The 17,864-nt window shown below is 35.4% G+C and carries 18 protein-coding genes; 7 read left to right on the top strand and 11 right to left on the bottom strand.

All coding sequences use genetic code 11. From position 1 onward, the window contains the following. Positions 1–17: 17 nt before the first annotated feature. Genes CD003_RS09180 through CD003_RS09165 form a run of 4 tightly spaced genes read right to left on the bottom strand, consistent with a single transcriptional unit; the run spans position 18 to position 4,174 of the window. A complete protein-coding gene (locus CD003_RS09180) occupies positions 18–1,550 on the bottom strand; it encodes a spore germination protein (protein WP_096200826.1) in 1,533 nt (510 codons plus the stop codon). Positions 1,551–1,571: 21 nt separating this feature from the next. After that, positions 1,572–2,798: a Ger(x)C family spore germination protein gene (locus CD003_RS09175; protein ID WP_096200825.1), complete on the bottom strand. Its 1,227-nt coding sequence runs from the start codon at positions 2,796–2,798 to the stop codon at positions 1,572–1,574. 1 nt (position 2,799) lies between these two features. Next, positions 2,800–3,921, bottom strand: a complete 1,122-nt coding sequence (locus tag CD003_RS09170) for a GerAB/ArcD/ProY family transporter (RefSeq protein WP_096200824.1) — start codon at positions 3,919–3,921, stop codon at positions 2,800–2,802. A gap of 40 nt (positions 3,922–3,961) precedes the next feature. Continuing rightward, on the bottom strand, positions 3,962–4,174 hold the full coding sequence (locus tag CD003_RS09165) for a hypothetical protein (RefSeq protein ID WP_096200823.1): 213 nt from the start codon (positions 4,172–4,174) through the stop codon (positions 3,962–3,964). Between the two features lie 148 nt (positions 4,175–4,322). Here CD003_RS09165 and CD003_RS09160 point away from each other — a divergent pair, with 148 nt between their 5' ends. The 4 genes from CD003_RS09160 to CD003_RS09145 all read left to right on the top strand — a co-directional run bounded on the left by CD003_RS09160 (position 4,323) and on the right by CD003_RS09145 (position 8,882). Continuing rightward, positions 4,323–4,814, top strand: a complete 492-nt coding sequence (locus CD003_RS09160; protein WP_096200822.1) for a MarR family winged helix-turn-helix transcriptional regulator — start codon at positions 4,323–4,325, stop codon at positions 4,812–4,814. A gap of 357 nt (positions 4,815–5,171) precedes the next feature. Beyond that, a complete protein-coding gene (locus CD003_RS09155; RefSeq protein ID WP_096200821.1) occupies positions 5,172–6,665 on the top strand; it encodes a spore germination protein in 1,494 nt (497 codons plus the stop codon). 14 nt (positions 6,666–6,679) lie between these two features. Next, positions 6,680–7,780, top strand: coding sequence for a GerAB/ArcD/ProY family transporter (locus tag CD003_RS09150; protein WP_096200820.1), 1,101 nt, complete (start codon positions 6,680–6,682; stop codon positions 7,778–7,780). Then, entirely contained in the window at positions 7,764–8,882 is a 1,119-nt protein-coding gene (locus tag CD003_RS09145; protein ID WP_096200819.1) for a Ger(x)C family spore germination protein, read from the top strand. The genes CD003_RS09150 and CD003_RS09145 overlap by 17 nt, the downstream gene beginning before the upstream one ends. A gap of 88 nt (positions 8,883–8,970) precedes the next feature. Here CD003_RS09145 and CD003_RS09140 read toward each other — a convergent pair whose 3' ends face one another. The 6 genes from CD003_RS09140 to CD003_RS09115 form a co-directional block, all read right to left on the bottom strand. Then, positions 8,971–9,801: a DUF2935 domain-containing protein gene (locus tag CD003_RS09140; protein ID WP_096200818.1), complete on the bottom strand. Its 831-nt coding sequence runs from the start codon at positions 9,799–9,801 to the stop codon at positions 8,971–8,973. 171 nt (positions 9,802–9,972) lie between these two features. Next, positions 9,973–11,169 carry a Ger(x)C family spore germination protein gene (locus CD003_RS09135; RefSeq protein WP_096200817.1) on the bottom strand — a complete coding sequence of 399 codons (1,197 nt, stop codon included), beginning with the start codon at positions 11,167–11,169 and terminating at the stop codon, positions 9,973–9,975. Beyond that, the gene (locus CD003_RS09130) at positions 11,169–12,749 is read right to left on the bottom strand and encodes a spore germination protein (RefSeq protein WP_096200816.1); all 1,581 of its coding nucleotides are present in this window, start codon (positions 12,747–12,749) and stop codon (positions 11,169–11,171) included. The genes CD003_RS09135 and CD003_RS09130 overlap by 1 nt, the downstream gene beginning before the upstream one ends. After that, positions 12,742–13,857, bottom strand: a complete 1,116-nt coding sequence (locus CD003_RS09125; RefSeq protein WP_096200815.1) for a GerAB/ArcD/ProY family transporter — start codon at positions 13,855–13,857, stop codon at positions 12,742–12,744. Before CD003_RS09125 ends, CD003_RS09130 begins: the two co-directional genes overlap by 8 nt. Positions 13,858–13,907: 50 nt before the next feature. Next, positions 13,908–14,126, bottom strand: coding sequence for a hypothetical protein (locus CD003_RS09120; protein ID WP_096200814.1), 219 nt, complete (start codon positions 14,124–14,126; stop codon positions 13,908–13,910). Positions 14,127–14,384: 258 nt separating this feature from the next. Beyond that, entirely contained in the window at positions 14,385–14,717 is a 333-nt protein-coding gene (locus CD003_RS09115) for a hypothetical protein (RefSeq protein ID WP_096200813.1), read from the bottom strand. 169 nt (positions 14,718–14,886) lie between these two features. Here CD003_RS09115 and CD003_RS09110 point away from each other — a divergent pair, with 169 nt between their 5' ends. The 3 genes from CD003_RS09110 to CD003_RS09100 all read left to right on the top strand — a co-directional run bounded on the left by CD003_RS09110 (position 14,887) and on the right by CD003_RS09100 (position 16,364). Then, positions 14,887–15,213: an SCP2 sterol-binding domain-containing protein gene (locus tag CD003_RS09110; protein WP_096200812.1), complete on the top strand. Its 327-nt coding sequence runs from the start codon at positions 14,887–14,889 to the stop codon at positions 15,211–15,213. Positions 15,214–15,280: 67 nt separating this feature from the next. Next, on the top strand, positions 15,281–15,562 hold the full coding sequence (locus CD003_RS09105; RefSeq protein ID WP_096200811.1) for a hypothetical protein: 282 nt from the start codon (positions 15,281–15,283) through the stop codon (positions 15,560–15,562). Positions 15,563–15,731: 169 nt separating this feature from the next. Further along, a complete protein-coding gene (locus CD003_RS09100; RefSeq protein ID WP_096200810.1) occupies positions 15,732–16,364 on the top strand; it encodes a LysE family transporter in 633 nt (210 codons plus the stop codon). Here the strand turns inward: CD003_RS09100 and CD003_RS09095 are convergent. Beyond that, entirely contained in the window at positions 16,345–17,691 is a 1,347-nt protein-coding gene (locus CD003_RS09095) for an amino acid permease (protein WP_096200809.1), read from the bottom strand. The two genes, CD003_RS09100 and CD003_RS09095, sit on opposite strands and share 20 nt — an antisense overlap. Between the last annotated feature and the right edge of the window lie 173 nt (positions 17,692–17,864).

The raw sequence follows: 17,864 nt of genomic DNA, 5'->3' as shown, positions 1-17,864 counted from the left end.
TTTGAGCAAAAACATAGTTAAGCCTGCTTATTCGTATCTTTCGTTTTGGGCTCAGCAGGTCTCTTTTTCTGTAACGATACTGGTGCACGTATAACTAAATCAAGCCAGTCTGAAAACTGATAAGGAGCGAAGGGAGATGTGTAATAACTACCAAAGCTTCGTAAACCGACTAAGTGAGTATTAATTAAAATATACATAATTACAATCCCGAAAAGGCCAAAACTAGCTGCTGCGAGCATAACTCCAAAGCGTATCATTCTAAATGTGATACTAATATTGTATGCAGGTAACGCAAAAGAAGCAATTACCGTTAGAGCTACGACAATAACCATTATCGGACTAACGATACCTGCTCGTACAGCTGCATCACCAATGACAAGGCCTCCGACAATGCCTATCGTTTGACCTAGAGGCCCTGGTAAACGAACTCCTGCCTCACGTAGCAATTCAATCGTTACTTCCATTAGAAATGCTTCAATAAATGCAGGAAAAGGTACACCTTCACGTGAACCAGCAATGGATAGTGCTAGTGTAGTGGGAATCATTCCTTGATGGTATGAAACCATTGCAATATAAAGTGCAGGAAGAAATATGGCAATAAAAGCTGCTATATATCGTAAAGTTCGTAATAGTGTACCGATGTGCCATCTGTCGTAATTATCTTCTGGTGATTTAAAATATTCTTCAAATGTTACGGGAGCCAATAATACAAAGGGCGTATTATCCATAACAACAGCTATCTTACCGTTCAGTAGATGTGACACAACTTTATCAGGTCGTTCTGTCCTCAGTAGCTGAGGAAAGGGAGACCAGACGCTATCCTCAATAAATTGTTCGAGGTTACCTGTTTCAGCTACATCATCTGTATCTATGCATGAAATACGATAGCGCATCTCCTCAACTAAATCTTCATTTGTAACCCCCTTAAGGTAAACTAGTGCGAAATCATGTTTTGATCTTCGTCCTAATTGTCCAAACTGAATAGTTAAGTTAGGATCTCTGATTCTCCTTCTAAGTAACATAACGTTCGTATGCAATACTTCATTAAAACCATCACGTGGACCACGGACAGTAATTTCACTCACAGGTTCTTCAATCGCTCTTTGATTGAAGCTACGAGTTTCAAATAAAATTAGTTTAGGGATCCCATCAATAATTAAGAGGGTTTCTCCAGACATAAAAGGAAGCATGGCAGAATCAAATGATGTTACAACAGAAAGCTCTACAAATGTAACGACTTCGTTCTCTAGATATTGCAGAAGTGTTTGTTCTTCATCTAAATTCTTTATACCTTCCTCTGAAAAGTAGATAAGAGGTTTAATGATATTTTCTTGAATTGCAGTTTCATCAGCTAAGCCATCTATATAGAATAAAGTTGCTTTAAACTTCTTACCAATTAAGAATTTTCGTTGAACAATATCATCACTTTCTCCGATGATACTCTTCACGGACGCTACGGTTTCCTCAATTTGAGGGCTAAGTGTAAACTCGTATTCATTATTTGCTCGGACTTTATTTGCATTCAACTTCCTAAATAGTCTTTTATACAAGAAATCACCTCCAAAGCAAAATTATTCAAGCACTTCATTGAGCATGTAATGTCGAATTTTGACCGAAGTTTTCACATTGATTTCAGCTTCTTGGAAAACACTATTTTCACCGTCCCAATTATCTTGTACCGTTTTCCAATAGGGGTATTGTTTTTGTTTTACTTTCTTATGAAATCCGAAAATATCTGATTGAAATTCGTTTTGCATTTTATCTAATATACGAATAGCTTTTCTCTCAATTGCTTTTTCTATTTTTTCTTCTAATTCCTTTATTACTTCTTCATCGCTAAATTCAACATCATGTAACCAGCTTTCAGCTAGTGATCCCTCAGCCCGTATTAGAACATTGAATATATCTTTGCCGTTATCCCGTACGTAATTTACCGTAGATGATGCGGTAATTGTTTCAAATACAAATAATTCTGCTTCATCTTCATCGTACTGGACTTCTATAATTGAATTTCCTGCTTCTCCTATAACCCAGTTATATCCACTAATATCCTCTTCCCCTAGCCATCCGAGCATAATATTCTCTTTTCCAAGGAAAACAGCTCCACCAGTAATTTTCAATTCTCCCTCATAAGGGATAATACGAGGAATTAAAAAGCTGTTATTCCCTGTGATATTTATTGCTACGTCACCAATTGTAGTAGGAGGAATCATGGAGGAAGCAGCACGGTGATTCTCATTAATACTGACGATGGATTCAGCGATTAATTCCTCAAGGGGAAGCTTATTGTCTATTACATCTCGTGCTTCTTTATTTGTAATATACATAAAGGTTCGTCGTCTCATTTCATGGTCACGTATATATAAATCACCTAAGTGTTCAAGCATTGGTTTTCCCTTAACTAGTTCTTCATTAATGATGATTGCCTTAAGGTGCTCAAAGTTCAGTCTTCTACTACTTCTTGTACTAAGTTGTCTTACCGCTTTAAAGTTCGTCAATGCTGATGTTGTTTTAGTGAAAAAAGCACGGCCGGTTCTACCTCCTTCTTGGGCCTCAATTCTACTAGGTATCGCTATATCGAAGCTGACATTAAATAATTGGTCATGCTCACCCTTTCGTCCTATGGTCTTTCCCGTTTCATTTTCTATTTCTTTTAGTTTTTTTTCTTCATTTGGTGTAGGGTCAAGTGCAATAGCCATCACAAACCCAATTTCTTCTATTTCAGTCATGTCCCAACAACTGATAAGAAAAGAACTGGTAAGAACGATTAATAGTGTAAAAATTATTGTCTTTTTCATCCTACACCCCCTTTGCGTCTTGAGTGACTATTTTTTTCTTTCTAAAAAATATAGTTAAAAAGCCAACAACAAGACTAAAAAAGATTAACCCAACCCCCAAGTAACCGAGCCAATCACCCATCATAAATAGGTCGGCAATAGAATTAGGGATAAATGCAATGAGATATGTAAGGAACACAACAACAGGTAATACTAGTTTTTTTTTCTTAGTCATGAGCTTATCTTTTAGTAGGTGAACTAGTAAAAGCTGCGCAACAGTCATCGTATTAAAGATAGTCATTATCCAGATGGTAATCATTAATGATTCCAAGCGTTCAAAGAAGGCTCCAGGTACTTCCACTTCCTTTACGGCTTCAACAGTCGGGAAGGTAACGATTTGTGAACCATTCACTCCAAAAATTGAAACAACAACCATAAATGTCAATACGTAACTAATTGTAATAAGTCCAATAGAAAGGTTAAATGGTAATGCACGAACCTTGGATTTGTTCATATAGACCATCAAGAATAGTAAGAGTTCAACACCTAAAAAGGATAATGATATCTCCGACAATCCTAACAAAACAGGTGTGATACCTTCACCCATTATCGGTAGCATACGCTCGAATTCTACATTCGGTAGGTTTGCAAGTAACATGACAAATCCAAGTAATAAGATAATTGGTGTAAACATCAGGCAGAGATGAACAACTCCTTGAACGCCTTTTGTTACGGCGTAAGTAGTTGTTAATAAAATAATTGCAACCAATGCTTCTGAAGGAGTTTGATCTAGTAAATACATTTTTGCAACAAGTGCTAAAATTCTCGCTTCAAATGCTAATAACGATATAAAATAAATAGCAAATCCGAGTGTAAGAATAAAAGCAAACCATTTTCCGATTTTTCCCTGTTCTAGATAGGTAAAAACAGTTTGACCGGGTATCTGTTGCTGCAATTTAACAAAGAGATAAACTATAAACATGAAGATGATACCGGCTATAATAATAGAAATCCATCCATCGGGGGTTTCTAAAGCAGATGTTAAGCTACGTGGAATTGTTAAAATCCCAACGCCGGTAATCATCGACATTAATACAACTGCCATTTCTAACGGGGTTATTTGATACTGATCTGGTTGATTCATCTTCAGTCCCCCTCTAAATACTTCACTCTATCTAATGTAATTAAGAATTTGAGCTTTCCGCTTTTTGTTTTTCCTTCATTAGTTTTCTTCGTTCAGTTTGGTTCTTTTGCTTCATGTATGGTAATTCAAGAATTTTGTTAAGCTTTTGCATGATAATTTGCATGACTAGAACAAAAAGAGCAGTTCCTAGTGAAACCCAAAGTACTGAGTGTCTTGGTAAAAATCCTAAATAAGTATCAAATAAAGTCGCCATTTCTAACTCCTTCTTTTGGTTTTGTGTACAAATCTTTTATATCATTTCGCAATTTATGGCAAATTATTATGAAATGAATAATATTTTATTTGACGGACAACATTTTAATTGTAAGTACAATTGTAAATACAAGTGGGTGGAGAAAGTTATGAGGCTAATGTTAAGGCAGCAGTTATTATTAATGATTCGAGCGTTGTATTTTTGTATGGAGGAAAAATGGGAGAAGGTAGGGAAACAATTTAATATTACACCAGCACAGCAGCATATTTTATTTTTACTATCTACGAGTGAAGGTGAGCTAACCCCAACTGAGATTAGTCAACTTGGATGCTGGCATAATTCTACTGTTACGAGATTGCTCAAACCATTACTGGAAAAAGAGCTGATCACAATAACAGTTGATAAAGACAAGCCTAGATTTAAATATGTCTCTCTTTTAACTAAAGGAGAAGAGGTATTACTGGAGATAGTGAATTTAGTGAGTGAAATGAAGGAATTTCCTTGTGCGGTAGACCATCTATCAGAAGAAGAAATTTCGGATTTTTTAGAATATGGACAAAGTATTTTAAAAGTTCATAAAGGTAAAGAGTTTACCGAAAATGTAATTGGAGCACAAATGAAGGGCCATGATTATGCATAAGCGTAAGAGGGAATTTAATAAGTATCCTTTTATTTTGTTAATCATCATTCATACTGTTTTACTCATTTATAGCTTCTCCAAAAACAAGGATAGGAAGAATTTATTCATTTTACTACTCTCTAATATAGGGTTTGCGTATTTATTTGACTATATAGTTGTCTCGCTTTAAAAGGGATACAAATACAAACCAGTCATTTATTTTATAAACATAGGATTTGCTTTATGGTTTAGTAAACTTGTATTTGAAGAATCTGAACCAAGCATGAGTGAAGCCTCATGGAAATAATAGTATATTGCCCCTGCTTTTAGTAAAAAGTAAGATTACGTATCTGCTTAGCTAAATGAGGGGTTTTTACTATGTCCTTTAAACGATTATCAAAAATACAAAAAAATGTTCAAAACACGAATCAAGAATCAATAGCAGAGACCAGTAATTATGACGAGGTTGAACCATCACTAGGTGAATTACTCTATATATTTAGTGATTGTGCAGACTTAGAGCATAAGCAGTACTTTAATAATGAAGTAGCTGTTCTCTATTTCTCTGCAATCATTGATCGACAAAAATTAGAGATGGAGATTATAGAGCCTATTACCACATTAGAAAAACCTGAGGATGTAGTCAAGCTGATTAAGAAAAAGAGTATCACCAAGGCAAAATCAATGAAAGAACTAACAGATGAAGCACTTAATGGAAGTGTAATTCTATTCTTTCAAAATAAAGCATACTACTACAACTTATATAGTCCTGAATCAAGGGCGGTAAGTCAAAGTGAGACAGAGACGGTCATCGTTGGTGCCCATGATGCTTTTGTAGAAGAGGCGACAGCGAATATTTCATTAATCCGTAAAAGAATCAAAAGTCCGAAATTAAAGACTGTAAAAATACCTGTTGGTGAGGTTACAAAAATAGCTGCTTATGTTCTTTATATTGAGGGAATTGTAGATAACTCTCTAGTAGAAGAGTTAAAGACAAGAATTACTAATATCGAGATGGATTCGGTATTTGATACAAATATGCTAGCTCAATTAATCGATGAGAAACCAGACTCACTTTTCCCTCAGTACTTTAATACGGAGCTACCAGACGTTGTTCGCTCCAAATTACTAGCTGGAAAAATGGCAGTCATACTTGACGGTAGTCCAATTGTAATAACGGCGCCAACAAACTTCTTTGAGTTTGTTCAATCGCCAGATGATTACAACCAACGCTGGTTAATCGGTACGGCCTTACGTTTTTTAAGAGGGATAGCGATTGCTATTACAATCACTTTAACTGCATTATATGTGGCGGTTATTACGTTTCACTATGAGGTATTACCAGAGGATTTATTAATAACATTAGCAGAATCAAGAGCAAGGGTTCCGTTTCCACCAGTATTTGAAGCATTATTGATGGAGCTTACGATAGAATTACTCCGTGAAGCGGGGGCGAGACTACCAACAAAGGTAGGTCAAACGATTGGGATTGTTGGCGGAATAGTTATCGGCCAAGCAGCTGTGGATGCAGGTCTGACAAGTAACATCCTCATTATTGCAGTCGCAACATCAGCGATAGCATCATTTGTTCTACCAAGTTATAACATGAGTAATGCGATTAGAATAGTGAGATTCGGCTTAATAATCTTAGCTGGTTTTCTTGGATTGTTTGGAATTATGATTGGTCTAGCCTTCACAATCATTCACGTAACGACGCTAACAAGCTTGAAGACTCCTTATCTATTTCCTGTTTCTCCATTTTATTGGAAAGGCTTAACGGATACGATTATTCGAGGACCATATTGGTTAGTAAAGAAAAGACCAACGCAGACGAGAACGGAAAATGAAGTTAGAACAAAAATGAAACAATAAAGGATACGATTTCAATGCATGAAAAAATTCACTTCACCCAACTAGCCGTTATCGTTTATCTAATTCAATCTGGGGTCGTCTTATTTTCACTCCCCCGTCTAGTCGCAGAAGCCTTTGGGACCAATGGTTGGGTAGGGTTGTTTATTGTATCAGGAATTGTCCTCGTTAATATTTACTTAATTATCCTTGTAGAGAAAAAAGCAAGAGGACAATCTCCTCTACAAATATTAGAAGAGAGTCTTCCGAAGTTTATTTTGTACCCTTTTTTTGTCTTCATGATAGTCATGTATGGTCTCATTGCAGCTTTTGTCGGGAAAAATTATGTATTACTAATACAAACGATTATGTTTCCTGATGTGAATCCTAATTTCTTATTAGCAATTTTCTTACTAACTACTTTCTATTTATTGACAAAGGGAGTATATGATATTGCGAAAGTAACGTTGGTTGTTTTCTTTTTGACGATATGGACAATCTTTTTAATATTCCTTATACTACCGGAATTTAGTTTTGTAAGGCTCACACCTTTTTTATTTCAGGGAAATCTGAATTTACTACATAAGGGACTAGAGGTGTATGCTGCGTTTCTAGGCTTTGAACTTGTCCTTTTTTTAATTCCGTATGTTCAACAGGATGGTAAATTTGCTAAAGCTATAATTACTGGCCATTTATTTACGACGTTTATTTATGTGACAGTTAGTTTTGCCGGATTTGGTTTTTATAGTTTTCAACAATTAAATAAATTACTGTATCCTACGTTAAATATATTGAAGTACATGGAGACACCAATGATTGAACGGATAGAAAGCATTGTATTTAGTGTGTTTTTATTAAAAATTTTAGTTACTATTGTGTTTTATTATTGGGTTTCACTAGAAATTTTAAAACGACTTTTTAAAAAAACAAAGGACAATTTGTTACTTTTTATCTTGGTTGTCGTTACATTTATGGTCGCGTTAGTTCCGGAAATAAAAAGAGAGATAGATGAAATTGTGAACATCATTACAATTCCAGAAATCGTAATAGCTGCTGGATTGCCGTTATTACTTTTATATTTATTGGCTCGAAGCTCTCGTAAACAAAAGGGGGAAAGCCTAGATGGGAAATCTCCTTAAATGTCTTTTTGTTTTCATCATAGTGATTTGTGTGACAGGATGTGCTGAACAAAGAATTGTTGAAGAATTGGGATTTATTCATAGTGTGGCCTATGAGCTAAACGAAGAAAGGGACAGTGAGGAAGCGGGAGTGTTAGTGATGACAGTGGCACTTCCTCAGATTACACCTACGGCAAAAGAAGACAGAGAAGTGTTGACAACCATTGGTCATACGAGTAAAGAGGCTAAAGCTAGATTATCAAGAAAGACAGATCGGATATTAGTCAGTGGACAATTAAGAACAGCTTTATTTAGCATGAATCTAGCTGAGAAAGGTATTCATGATACGATGGATACGTTAAAGCGAGATAATGCAATTGGATTAAATGTAAAAATTATTACAATCAATGGTAGTGGGAAAGAGCTGTTATTAGAAGACTTCCCTAAGCATCCAAGGACAAGCCGATATATATACGACCTGATAGAAAAGGAAGCAAAAACTAATACAACTGTAGACACAACATTGCACTATTTTACTCGGGATTATTATGATGATGGAATTGATCCCATTACTCCTATTATTAAAATGGGGGAAGGTGAGATAATCATTGATGGAATTGCTTTATATAGACACGATCAAATGGCTATGACAGTAAATCCAAAAGATTCACGTATCTTTAAGATGCTCCATGGTGATTATGTAGGAGGTGACCTGACATTTGAAATGGAATTAGAGCAGGAAGAGAAAGAAGATTATTTATTTATATCTTTTACAACTTTAGAATCAAAACGGAAAATAAAACCATTGTCTCCAACAAAAATTCAAATTGAGGTGGAAGTACAGGATGCAATTGAAGAGTACACAGGTTATTTAAGTTTAGCTAATGACGATGTACAGCGAGAAATTGAGAATAAGCTAGCAAAAAAAATTAGGACAATAAGTAATACACTTATAGAAGAGATGCAAACGAACAGAACAGATGCTTTAGGTGTAGGACAGTATGTTCGGAACAATCTAAGCTATCAGGAATGGCTGAATTTGAACTGGAGAGAAGTGTACCCTACTGCTGAAATTGATGTACAAGTTAATGTGAAATTAAAGGGGTTTGGAAGTGTGAAATAAGAAAAGTGCGTATAGTAATTTTATATCTACAAACATATATAAATCTAGTAAGATAGGGGAACTTTTCATCAAAGTCCCCCCTAGCACTTTAACAAAAGGACGGTTTAGTAAGTGGGCACTCCATTGCTTGTGGTCGTATCTCTGGAGCAAACAAGCTTAGCTTCCTTATGAAGTAGCATGTTTCTGGAATGTGGTGCTCTAGGAAGCGGAGAGTAGTTCTTGATAAAACCTCTGTCTCCTTATACATGCCAATGACCTCATTAACAAAATGATACATTTCAATTGTCGTTTTACCAATGTCTCTAGAAAGACGTTGCTGTCTTGGTATACCTGGTGGAGAGAAGCGTAATAAGCTTTTCATTTGTTGATTTTGAACGATAAAACCCTGATAGATTGTAATAAAACGTTCCGTTTGATTAGTAATGCTTAGTTCAACCGGATCAATAACATTTCTCAGTAGGACTGCGTGACCTAAGTGGTCTTCTAGCCATAAATCTAAGAGGTTCACTAGTGGTAGTGGAGGAAAGTCTTGACCATTTGAATAGTAGTTAAGGATGCGTAAGTACTCTTGATTTTCACTTAATGTTCCATTTAAATAGCTAGGTGAAAGATTTAGGTTTATTTTGTTTTGTACCCTGAGGCTTTGCATCTGACCTTCAAATTGATAATAACCAAAAACGATTTTATTTGATTCTCTTGAAAATTCTATTAACTCATTTGATTGATAGGAAGCGTGTCGGTCAATTTGAGAAAGTCGCTGACATAACATTCCAAAGGCTTGAATATATTGCTGTGCAATATCTATATATTGTTGTTCAGTAGCAGCAAGATGATCCTGTACAAAATAAGCATGATCCTCTAGTATCTCCAACCAGAAGGAATGTTCCTCCCATGGACTAATTTCATAAGTTTGATGCATAACACTACTCCTTCCACGAAAATAGTTCAGACGTAACTATTCATCCTATAAATTTATATGTAAGGAAAGTAGTCTTCATGTATTAAATACTATATATTATTTCTTCGGTATCTATTTACTAGTTGGATATTGTAAATTAAATAGTAACCGCCACTCAAATGAGGACGGTTACTATTTTTTTAATTCATGTAAAAAGGATTTTGTCATTAAACCTGTGCGACGTATTTTTGCTGTGACATCTATATTGATTATTGCTCTTGCAAATTCATCATTCCAATGGTCTTCTACTTTTTTAAAGTTATGATAGTCTTGTCGTTCCATTTCTGTACCTAGACCAAAGCTATCTATTCCAAACTCTTCTTGAACTCTTTGTATCGATTCTTTGAGCTCTTTTTTAACGGTTTTAGCTAAGCTTTTTTCATATTCAATGTATGTTTCAATACTCGAAAAATCTGAACCACATTGACTAGATTCTAATCGAGAGTCAAAGTCAAATTTGATATCGAAGTAGGGAACACCATCTTTATATTTTGCATTAATTTTCGTCTTAGAGTTATAGACACGTACGGCTGACATTTTGTTTTTCTCATTACAAGAGAATGTGAAGGATGTTTTGTTTAGTTTATCTCGTAGAATTAAATACGTTCTAGCATCCTTTAATGGAAGAACTCCTTTATACTCAACTCCTTCAAATATAGCAAGTCCATCAAGAAGCACCATTGTATCTGGATCAGTTTTTGCCATATTATTTATGGATTTACCTTTCTCAATCGAACCATCTACCTTAACTTCAGCTAATACTGGTTCTTTTCCTGAGGAAAGTAAGGCCCTTATAAAATCCTTAAGTCGTATATCAGGATCACCACCCCATTCCTCAACCATAGCTTGTAGCTGTGTATTCAGTTTAAAAGAAGAGAGTCGTTGTAGATGGTACGTAATTTTTAAAACATCCTCAGCTGATGTATTTTGGGCAACGATAAAGTTAAAGTCATTTCTCATTTCTTGATAGCGTTCCATAAAATCAAGGAAATCTAATAAACCTTCCTTCGCTATTTCTTTACTAATAACAACAGCTCGCATATGTGAAAAGTTCATCTTTCTTGTATATCCTGTGTTCATCTTATTAATTAATTCACCTATACTTTCTCCTTCTTCACTATAGACAACGGATGCACTATGGTTTACTGTTGCCTCTCTATCGAGCTCAGTAATATTTAATACTTCCAATGTTAATTTGTACTTATAGTTCTCACCTTTATCGATAGCCATCCCTGTTACTATTGAGGTTTCGTTAAGTTCATAACGATCCCAGCATCCAACTGACAGTAGCAAAGTAACACAAATCAATATGAAGAACGGCTTTTTCATCAGGAACGACCTCCGTTTGGAGGAGGAGTTGGCGATTCGGCGTTAGATTGTTTTTCGCTGTTTTCTGTTCTCAATAATTCTGGACGTTTCTTCATCATCCAAGCAGGAAGACGAATTAATACGTCCTCCTGGTCATGAGGAATCATTGGTGCTACTGGTGCCAGGTAAGGAACTCCAAATGAACGTAGACTAGCAAGATGAGCAACCATGAGAACAAGTCCAAGCAAAACCCCATATAAGCCTAATACTGCAGAGAGTAGAATAAAGATAAACCGTAATAGTCTAGTGGCAATAGCAAATGAATAGACAGGTGAGACAAAGCTTGATATCGCTGTTAATGCAACGACTATGACCATAATGTTAGAGACAATCCCTGCATCTACAGCAGCTTGTCCGATAACTAGACCACCTACAATTGAAATCGTTCCTCCAACAGCTCGTGGCATTCGGATTCCAGCTTCACGTAATATTTCAAATGTGACCTCCATCAGTAATGCCTCAATAACAGCAGGGAAGGGAATACCTTCTCGTTGAGTAGCAAGACTAATAAGGAGTTCCGTTGGTATCATCTCGTGATGGTACGTAATAATTCCTACATAAACCGCTGGCAATAATAATGCTATAAAAAAAGCAAGATATCTAACAGCGCGTATGAGACTTCCCATCATAAAGGGCTGGTAGTAATCTTCCGGTGATGTAACAAAATCAGTAAAAACACAGGGTACAGTTAATGTAAATGGTGTCCCATCAACAATAATTGCAATTTTACCTGACAATAAATGTGCGCTTATAGCATCAGGTCTTTCAGTATTAAAAAGTAACGGAAAGGGTGTTAACGACTTATCAGTAATAAAATCTTCAATATTTGCAGATTCAAAGATGGCATTTGTATTAATATCTGATAATCTTGTTCTTACTTCTTCTACTATGCTTTGGTTAACGATTCCTTCCATATAACTAATATAGACTGTGGTTCGTGTTTCTGAGCCAATCACAAATTGTTCAAAGCGTAACGAAGGGTTTTTTATTCTTCTCCTAATTAAACTTACATTTGTTTCAATATCTTCAACAAAGCCATCTTTTGGACCACGAATAATTGTTTGAGTACTAGGTTCTTCAATTGAACGGTAGTTTGAGGTTGTGACTTTAATCGAGAGTGCTTTAGATAATCCATCTAAGAGAAGTATGATTTTCCCATCTAGAAGTTGTTCATAGACTTCATTCTCGTATTCAATAATCTGATGGTCCGTTCCAGGGAATACGGTATGGAATAAATCGTACCAATCTTTCTCCGAGCGTATGTTATGTTCTTTGTTTATCGAATTAGTTAAGGGTACAGTTAATTTTTCAGCAATTGTATTTGAATTAGTCATTGATGTTAAATAACAAATAATTCCAATTTTATGACCAACCTCAATATGTTCAATCATAAAATCATATGTTTTTCCAAATGTAGACTCTAGCTTTTTTTTCATCTCACCAATATTAGAGTGAATCGTAACTTTTTTATTTGGAAAAGGGAGAGATGCTTGTACTATTTTATTTCTGATTTTTCGTTTCAGATAAAGTGTTTTAAGCATTCACCTTTCCCCCTTTTTTCTTTTTAGTCCAAAAAATAAGTGCTGCTAATACAACGGGAAAGCCTAATTGAAATGGCATATGCATATGGAGTGGGACAAATTGTATTCCCTCTTCAATATGCTCAGCGTAATTAGCAGCAATAAGAATGGAGAATAATGTAACAATCATACCGATAGGAATTGTAAAGTGGCGGTAAGGAATAGAAAAAATATACTCTAACCCTTTAAGACCACAAAAGAAGAATATGCCAACTTTAATAAAGACGCCAATCAAAATGGCAAAGATTACTACTGCTTCTATTCTTTCGATAAAGTCAAAAAGAGATATCTCCCTTGCTACATTCACGAGAGAGAAGCTAGCTCTTTCTGTCATTGCGACCCCGAGTACTGTAAGGTCAATCATTGTAATTAAGGTAATACTAAGCCCGGATGCAATCATCGCAAGGATGCCAACTTTCGGTAGTTTTGTTGATTTTGCTACATGCGCCATGATTACTGTAAAGGCAATTGTTTCTCCAAATGGAAAACCAATTAAGCCAGGGAAAATAGCATCAAAAATTCGTGGAAACCCTTCAGCCATTACAGGCTGTAAATGATTGAATTCAATCTCATTAGAAGCAAATAAAAAAATGATAAATAGAATAAGGAAAATAACGATATAAGGTAGAAATGCTTCTACTGTTCGGGCAAATACTTCAATCCCTAAATATATGACATAGATCACAACAATCATAAAGGAAAGCGCCAATACCTCAATTGGAGTATTAGGAAAAATAAAAGTGATTATTAGTTCCATAAAATCTCGTAATACTCTCGATGCTATATATAGAAAATAAAGTACATAGGAGAAACTGATGATTATAGCTGGTATTCTACCAATCGTAAGCTCTATAATCTCAAATAAATTCTTTTCTTTCTCTAGAGATAAAATGAAAATATATAAAAGGATGAGTCCAATTCCAATAAAGGTTGCAAGTAGAATGGCAATCCAAGCATCCTGTTTCGCTTCAAACGCTACACCAACAACTAACACTGAACCTAATTCAAACAGAACAATGAGTATGAAAAGTTGCCATAAATTAATTTTTTCTACTAAAACAGGTTTCACCTCGTTGCTCCTCCTTTTTTGTAGCGAGCAAAAATATTGGTCGGATCAACTTATTGACTTTGAGATTTTTTTCGTCGGTAGTCAACTACGAAAGCTACTCCAATTCCGATAGCAACTGCCCCATAAAGGTAGACTCTTCCTAAACTCATATGTACATCAAGCATCAAATGTAGCGCTTGTACAAAGGATACGTCGTAAAGTTGTGTGTCTAGGTATAGGACGAGAAAGGTAAATGAAAAGAAGGTAAGAAATGTCCCAAAAGTAACCATAAAGGCCCTCCAATAATTAACTATCTTGTCTTATCATGTGCAAATATGAAATATCTATAACTAAGAAAATAGAGGGAGAAATTTGTTTACAGAAACTCATTTTGAGAGTAGGGAAAGTTAAACAAGTGTGTAAGTCAGTAAAGTCGTAAGTGAGTAATGACTATGTAAGCTGCGCGCCAAATGACAAGAAGATAGTCATTTGGCTTAAAAGTGGCAGCTCCTCTTATTACTATTAGCAAGCTAAATGTAGGCTTCTTGCTATAAAAATATTCTTAAGAAACCAAAAGTAACTGCACCGGCACTTAAAACGGTTGCAATTACCCACCTTAGAATTGTTAAGTGTGTTTCCTTTGTTAGATTGTGTACTTCTGTTTCTGTCATATATTTTTTATCAGTGAGTATTTTTTCAATGATAGAATCTATTTGGTTCTCAGTAAGGACATTTTTGTCATTTAAATATTCGTCAACTAGTACCTTTACAGCATTTTCATCAGTTTTTTCTTCTGCATTTTTCTCAAGAGCTTTAACACATTTTCGAAGTTGCTCATTCTTCGTTTCAAGTTCGCTTAGACGTTTTTCTATATTACTCAAAGGTAGCCACCTCCTCTAAGACACACCTTGAAATATTATATTCATCTAAATTAATCATGTTATGAGCAAGTGACATGTAGTTTTAATAATATAATGAATGACAATTCATTTATTGTTGTGTTACTATTTAAAAAAGTTAGAAAATATCGCGAAAAAAGGGGATAATATAATGTCAGTAAAAGAAGAAATGATCACACTTTCGGAAAAAATTAACGCAAACCCAGTTTATATTGAAGGAGAGAAAGCCCGAGCTTATCAAATTGATCTTAAGGAAAGCGGTCAATTCCAAATTGTCTTAGAAAATGGGAAAGTAGAGGTCGTAGAAGGGACTCCGAATGATTCAGAAGTTACGTTAATTCTTTCGGATAAAAATTTTTCTAAACTGTTGAAAGGGGATTTTAATACGACAATGGGTTTTATGACAGGCAACCTAAAAGTGGAAGGGAAGATGGGACTGGCTTTAAAGCTTCAAGAAATAATTAAACACTATCAATAAATGTAATATGATACTTAATACTGAGGGATACTACTCCTATGATTACTGAATATAGGAGGGGTTTTTTGTGGATATATATTTTTCCCCAGAGTTTATTAAGGAAGAGGCTCAGTTACTTAATATAGTTACAGATAGAAACGAACCGATTGGCTATTTATCTTTTTTAATTGATGAGAAAAAGCTTTATGTATTTGCACTTGTCGAACAAGACGGTGTACTAGAAGACTTTAAAGACTTAGTAAAGCCATACATACAGGGCTTAGTGAAAATCAAACCAGATTTAGAAGTGCTCACATATTTGAATGCAGGTGGAAAAAAGGTTGAACTTGAGATGGAGAATGAAAAATAGTAGATACACAGGGATAGAAGGGGCTTCGTAAAGCAACTCTATCCTTTTTCAATTCTTCTGCTTTGAAATAAGTTATATAAATCTGAGTAGTAAATTCCAAATCAGCTGAATAGACTGTACAAGCGGTGGGTTTGTCCTGTCTTAATTTTGCTTTTGGAGGCTAGAACATATGGCGATATTTCTTAGTTATATTTTTTTGGGTTTGTCTTTGGCTGCGCCAATCGGACCTGTTAATGCAGCTCAATTAGATAGAGGGATAAAGCATGGTTTCTTCCATGCGTGGTTAGTTGGCTTAGGGGCAACTGTAGCTGATGCAATATATATGCTACTTGTGTTTGTTGGGGTTGTACATTTTCTTGAAATCCCTTTCATGCAGACATTTCTATGGATATTTGGTTTCTTCGTTTTAGTTTATACAGGTATTGAAAGTCTATTTAGCGCCTCGCAAGTTTCAAAGGAAGATACATTAGCTAGGGGGAAAGAGTCCCATCTAAAATCATTTTTTTCTGGTTTTTTCATGTCTTTATTTAATCCATTGACAATTCTATTTTGGTTAGGAATTTTTGGGTCTATTCTAGCGAATACGGTGACTAAATATGGGACGAGTCAAGTCATAATGTACAGTGCAGCAATTTTTATCGGTATTACAATTTGGGATTTAACGATGGCTGGATTTGCAAGCAGTCTACGTAAGTATCTCACAAATAGACTGCTTACAGGAATATCTGTTGTTTCTGGATTATCATTAATTGGTTTTGGTATCTATTTCGGTATTCAAGCTGCTATTGCTTTATTTTGGTAAATAAAGATCCTGTGTCTTTTTTTTCAGTTCCCTTTTTCCATATTCTCGTCATAATGTAAGTTACTAGACCAATGATGAATATGAATAAAATACTTACAAAGAAGCCTGGACGACTGATGTGGTGGAACACTGTCCCAAATACCGCCAATAAAATAAAAATAAAACCAATAATTCGTTTTACTTTATCAAAAGTTGTGACTTTAAATAATCGGTTATAAGAGCCAAGGATAAAAAACCAATTGTATAGAAGCATAAGTCCAGCTGCAGTTGTAATGTATTCGTAAATTCGACCTGGAATTAACACAGCCAATATAATCGAAACGCCCATACCGCCTGCAGTCAGGAGTATGGCAGGCAGTGCAATCTTGTTTTTGAGCTTTTTCGATAAAAATTTCGGTGCATCTTTGTCCTCTGATAATGTGACAAGAATTCTTATGACAGCAAATAACGAAGCTACCATAGTAGAAAATCCCGCGATAATGAAAACACCATTAAATATATCTGGAACAAATGGAAGGTTAAATAGGTTTAAGGCTGTTACAAATGGACTTTCATCTGTTTTGAAATTTTTCCAAGATACTAAAGTTAATGCTAGTCCTATTGACATCACATAAATCACGGTTAGTGAAGCAAGCATCACTTTCCCCGACTTAGGTGCATCATCCATATTTTTTAAGCGCATGGCCAAAAGTCCAATAATTTCAATACCGGCAAAACCGTAAAAACCAAAGATTAGTGCAGGAAGGAAACCTGTAATCCCGTTTGGAAAAAAGCCTTCATATGAGCGTGGGATTGCTAGGTCAGTTCCTAGTTTACCAAATAGACCAAATAATCCTAGCGCAGCTAAGATAATAAACATAATAATTGCAGCAAATTTAAGCGCAGCTAGCAAATTCTCAACACGGTCAAAGCCTTTAGACCCACCTAAAATGACAAGAATCCCAAGAGCTGCATAACCAGCGGCAAACACCCACAATGGTATCGCAGGAAACCAAAAACGTGAAAAGATAGCTAATGCTGTCATTTGACTCCCCATAATTAACATTTCAGAAAGCCAATAAACCCAACCACTCGTAAAGCCTGCCCATCGACCATATGCTTGCTTGGCATAGGTTCTAAAAGAGCCTTGTTGAGGATCAGCTACCGTCATTTTTGCTAGTGCTTCGTATACGATATATGTACCAATTGCAGCAATAATATAAGCAAAAATGACAGAAGGACCAGCCATCGTTATAGCTACCCCAGACCCGAGGAAGAAACCTGTACCAATTGTACAAGCAATACCTAATAAGGATAATTGCCACCACTTTAATGTTTTTTCATCCATAATTCACTCACCACCACATTATTCCTGACTGTATTGTTCGATAATATGAGAGAGAATATTCATTCATTAATAATTGCTAATTGGTAATGGTTAATTAATTGCTAATTGGTAATTGTTAATGATTAATTAATATAGCTGAGTTTTCAGCTCATAATTGAAATAACCATTAACCA

The organism is Bacillus sp. FJAT-45350 (genome assembly GCF_002335805.1).
Lineage (GTDB): Bacteria > Bacillota > Bacilli > Bacillales > NISU01 > FJAT-45350.
This window is presented reverse-complemented; position numbering and strand designations above follow the sequence as displayed.

Bases quoted from the DNA above. Each gene is read 5' to 3' on its own strand.
- CD003_RS09175 (WP_096200825.1), bottom strand. From the start codon at position 2,798: ATGAAAAAGACAATAATTTTTACACTATTAATCGTTCTTACCAGTTCT.
- CD003_RS09170 (WP_096200824.1), bottom strand. From the start codon at position 3,921: ATGAATCAACCAGATCAGTATCAAATAACCCCGTTAGAAATGGCAGTT.
- CD003_RS09165 (WP_096200823.1), bottom strand. From the start codon at position 4,174: ATGGCGACTTTATTTGATACTTATTTAGGATTTTTACCAAGACACTCA.
- CD003_RS09160 (WP_096200822.1), top strand. From the start codon at position 4,323: ATGAGGCTAATGTTAAGGCAGCAGTTATTATTAATGATTCGAGCGTTG.
- CD003_RS09155 (WP_096200821.1), top strand. From the start codon at position 5,172: ATGTCCTTTAAACGATTATCAAAAATACAAAAAAATGTTCAAAACACG.
- CD003_RS09150 (WP_096200820.1), top strand. From the start codon at position 6,680: ATGCATGAAAAAATTCACTTCACCCAACTAGCCGTTATCGTTTATCTA.
- CD003_RS09145 (WP_096200819.1), top strand. From the start codon at position 7,764: ATGGGAAATCTCCTTAAATGTCTTTTTGTTTTCATCATAGTGATTTGT.
- CD003_RS09140 (WP_096200818.1), bottom strand. From the start codon at position 9,801: ATGCATCAAACTTATGAAATTAGTCCATGGGAGGAACATTCCTTCTGG.
- CD003_RS09135 (WP_096200817.1), bottom strand. From the start codon at position 11,169: ATGAAAAAGCCGTTCTTCATATTGATTTGTGTTACTTTGCTACTGTCA.
- CD003_RS09130 (WP_096200816.1), bottom strand. From the start codon at position 12,749: ATGCTTAAAACACTTTATCTGAAACGAAAAATCAGAAATAAAATAGTA.
- CD003_RS09120 (WP_096200814.1), bottom strand. From the start codon at position 14,126: ATGGTTACTTTTGGGACATTTCTTACCTTCTTTTCATTTACCTTTCTC.
- CD003_RS09110 (WP_096200812.1), top strand. From the start codon at position 14,887: ATGTCAGTAAAAGAAGAAATGATCACACTTTCGGAAAAAATTAACGCA.
- CD003_RS09100 (WP_096200810.1), top strand. From the start codon at position 15,732: ATGGCGATATTTCTTAGTTATATTTTTTTGGGTTTGTCTTTGGCTGCG.
- CD003_RS09095 (WP_096200809.1), bottom strand. From the start codon at position 17,691: ATGGATGAAAAAACATTAAAGTGGTGGCAATTATCCTTATTAGGTATT.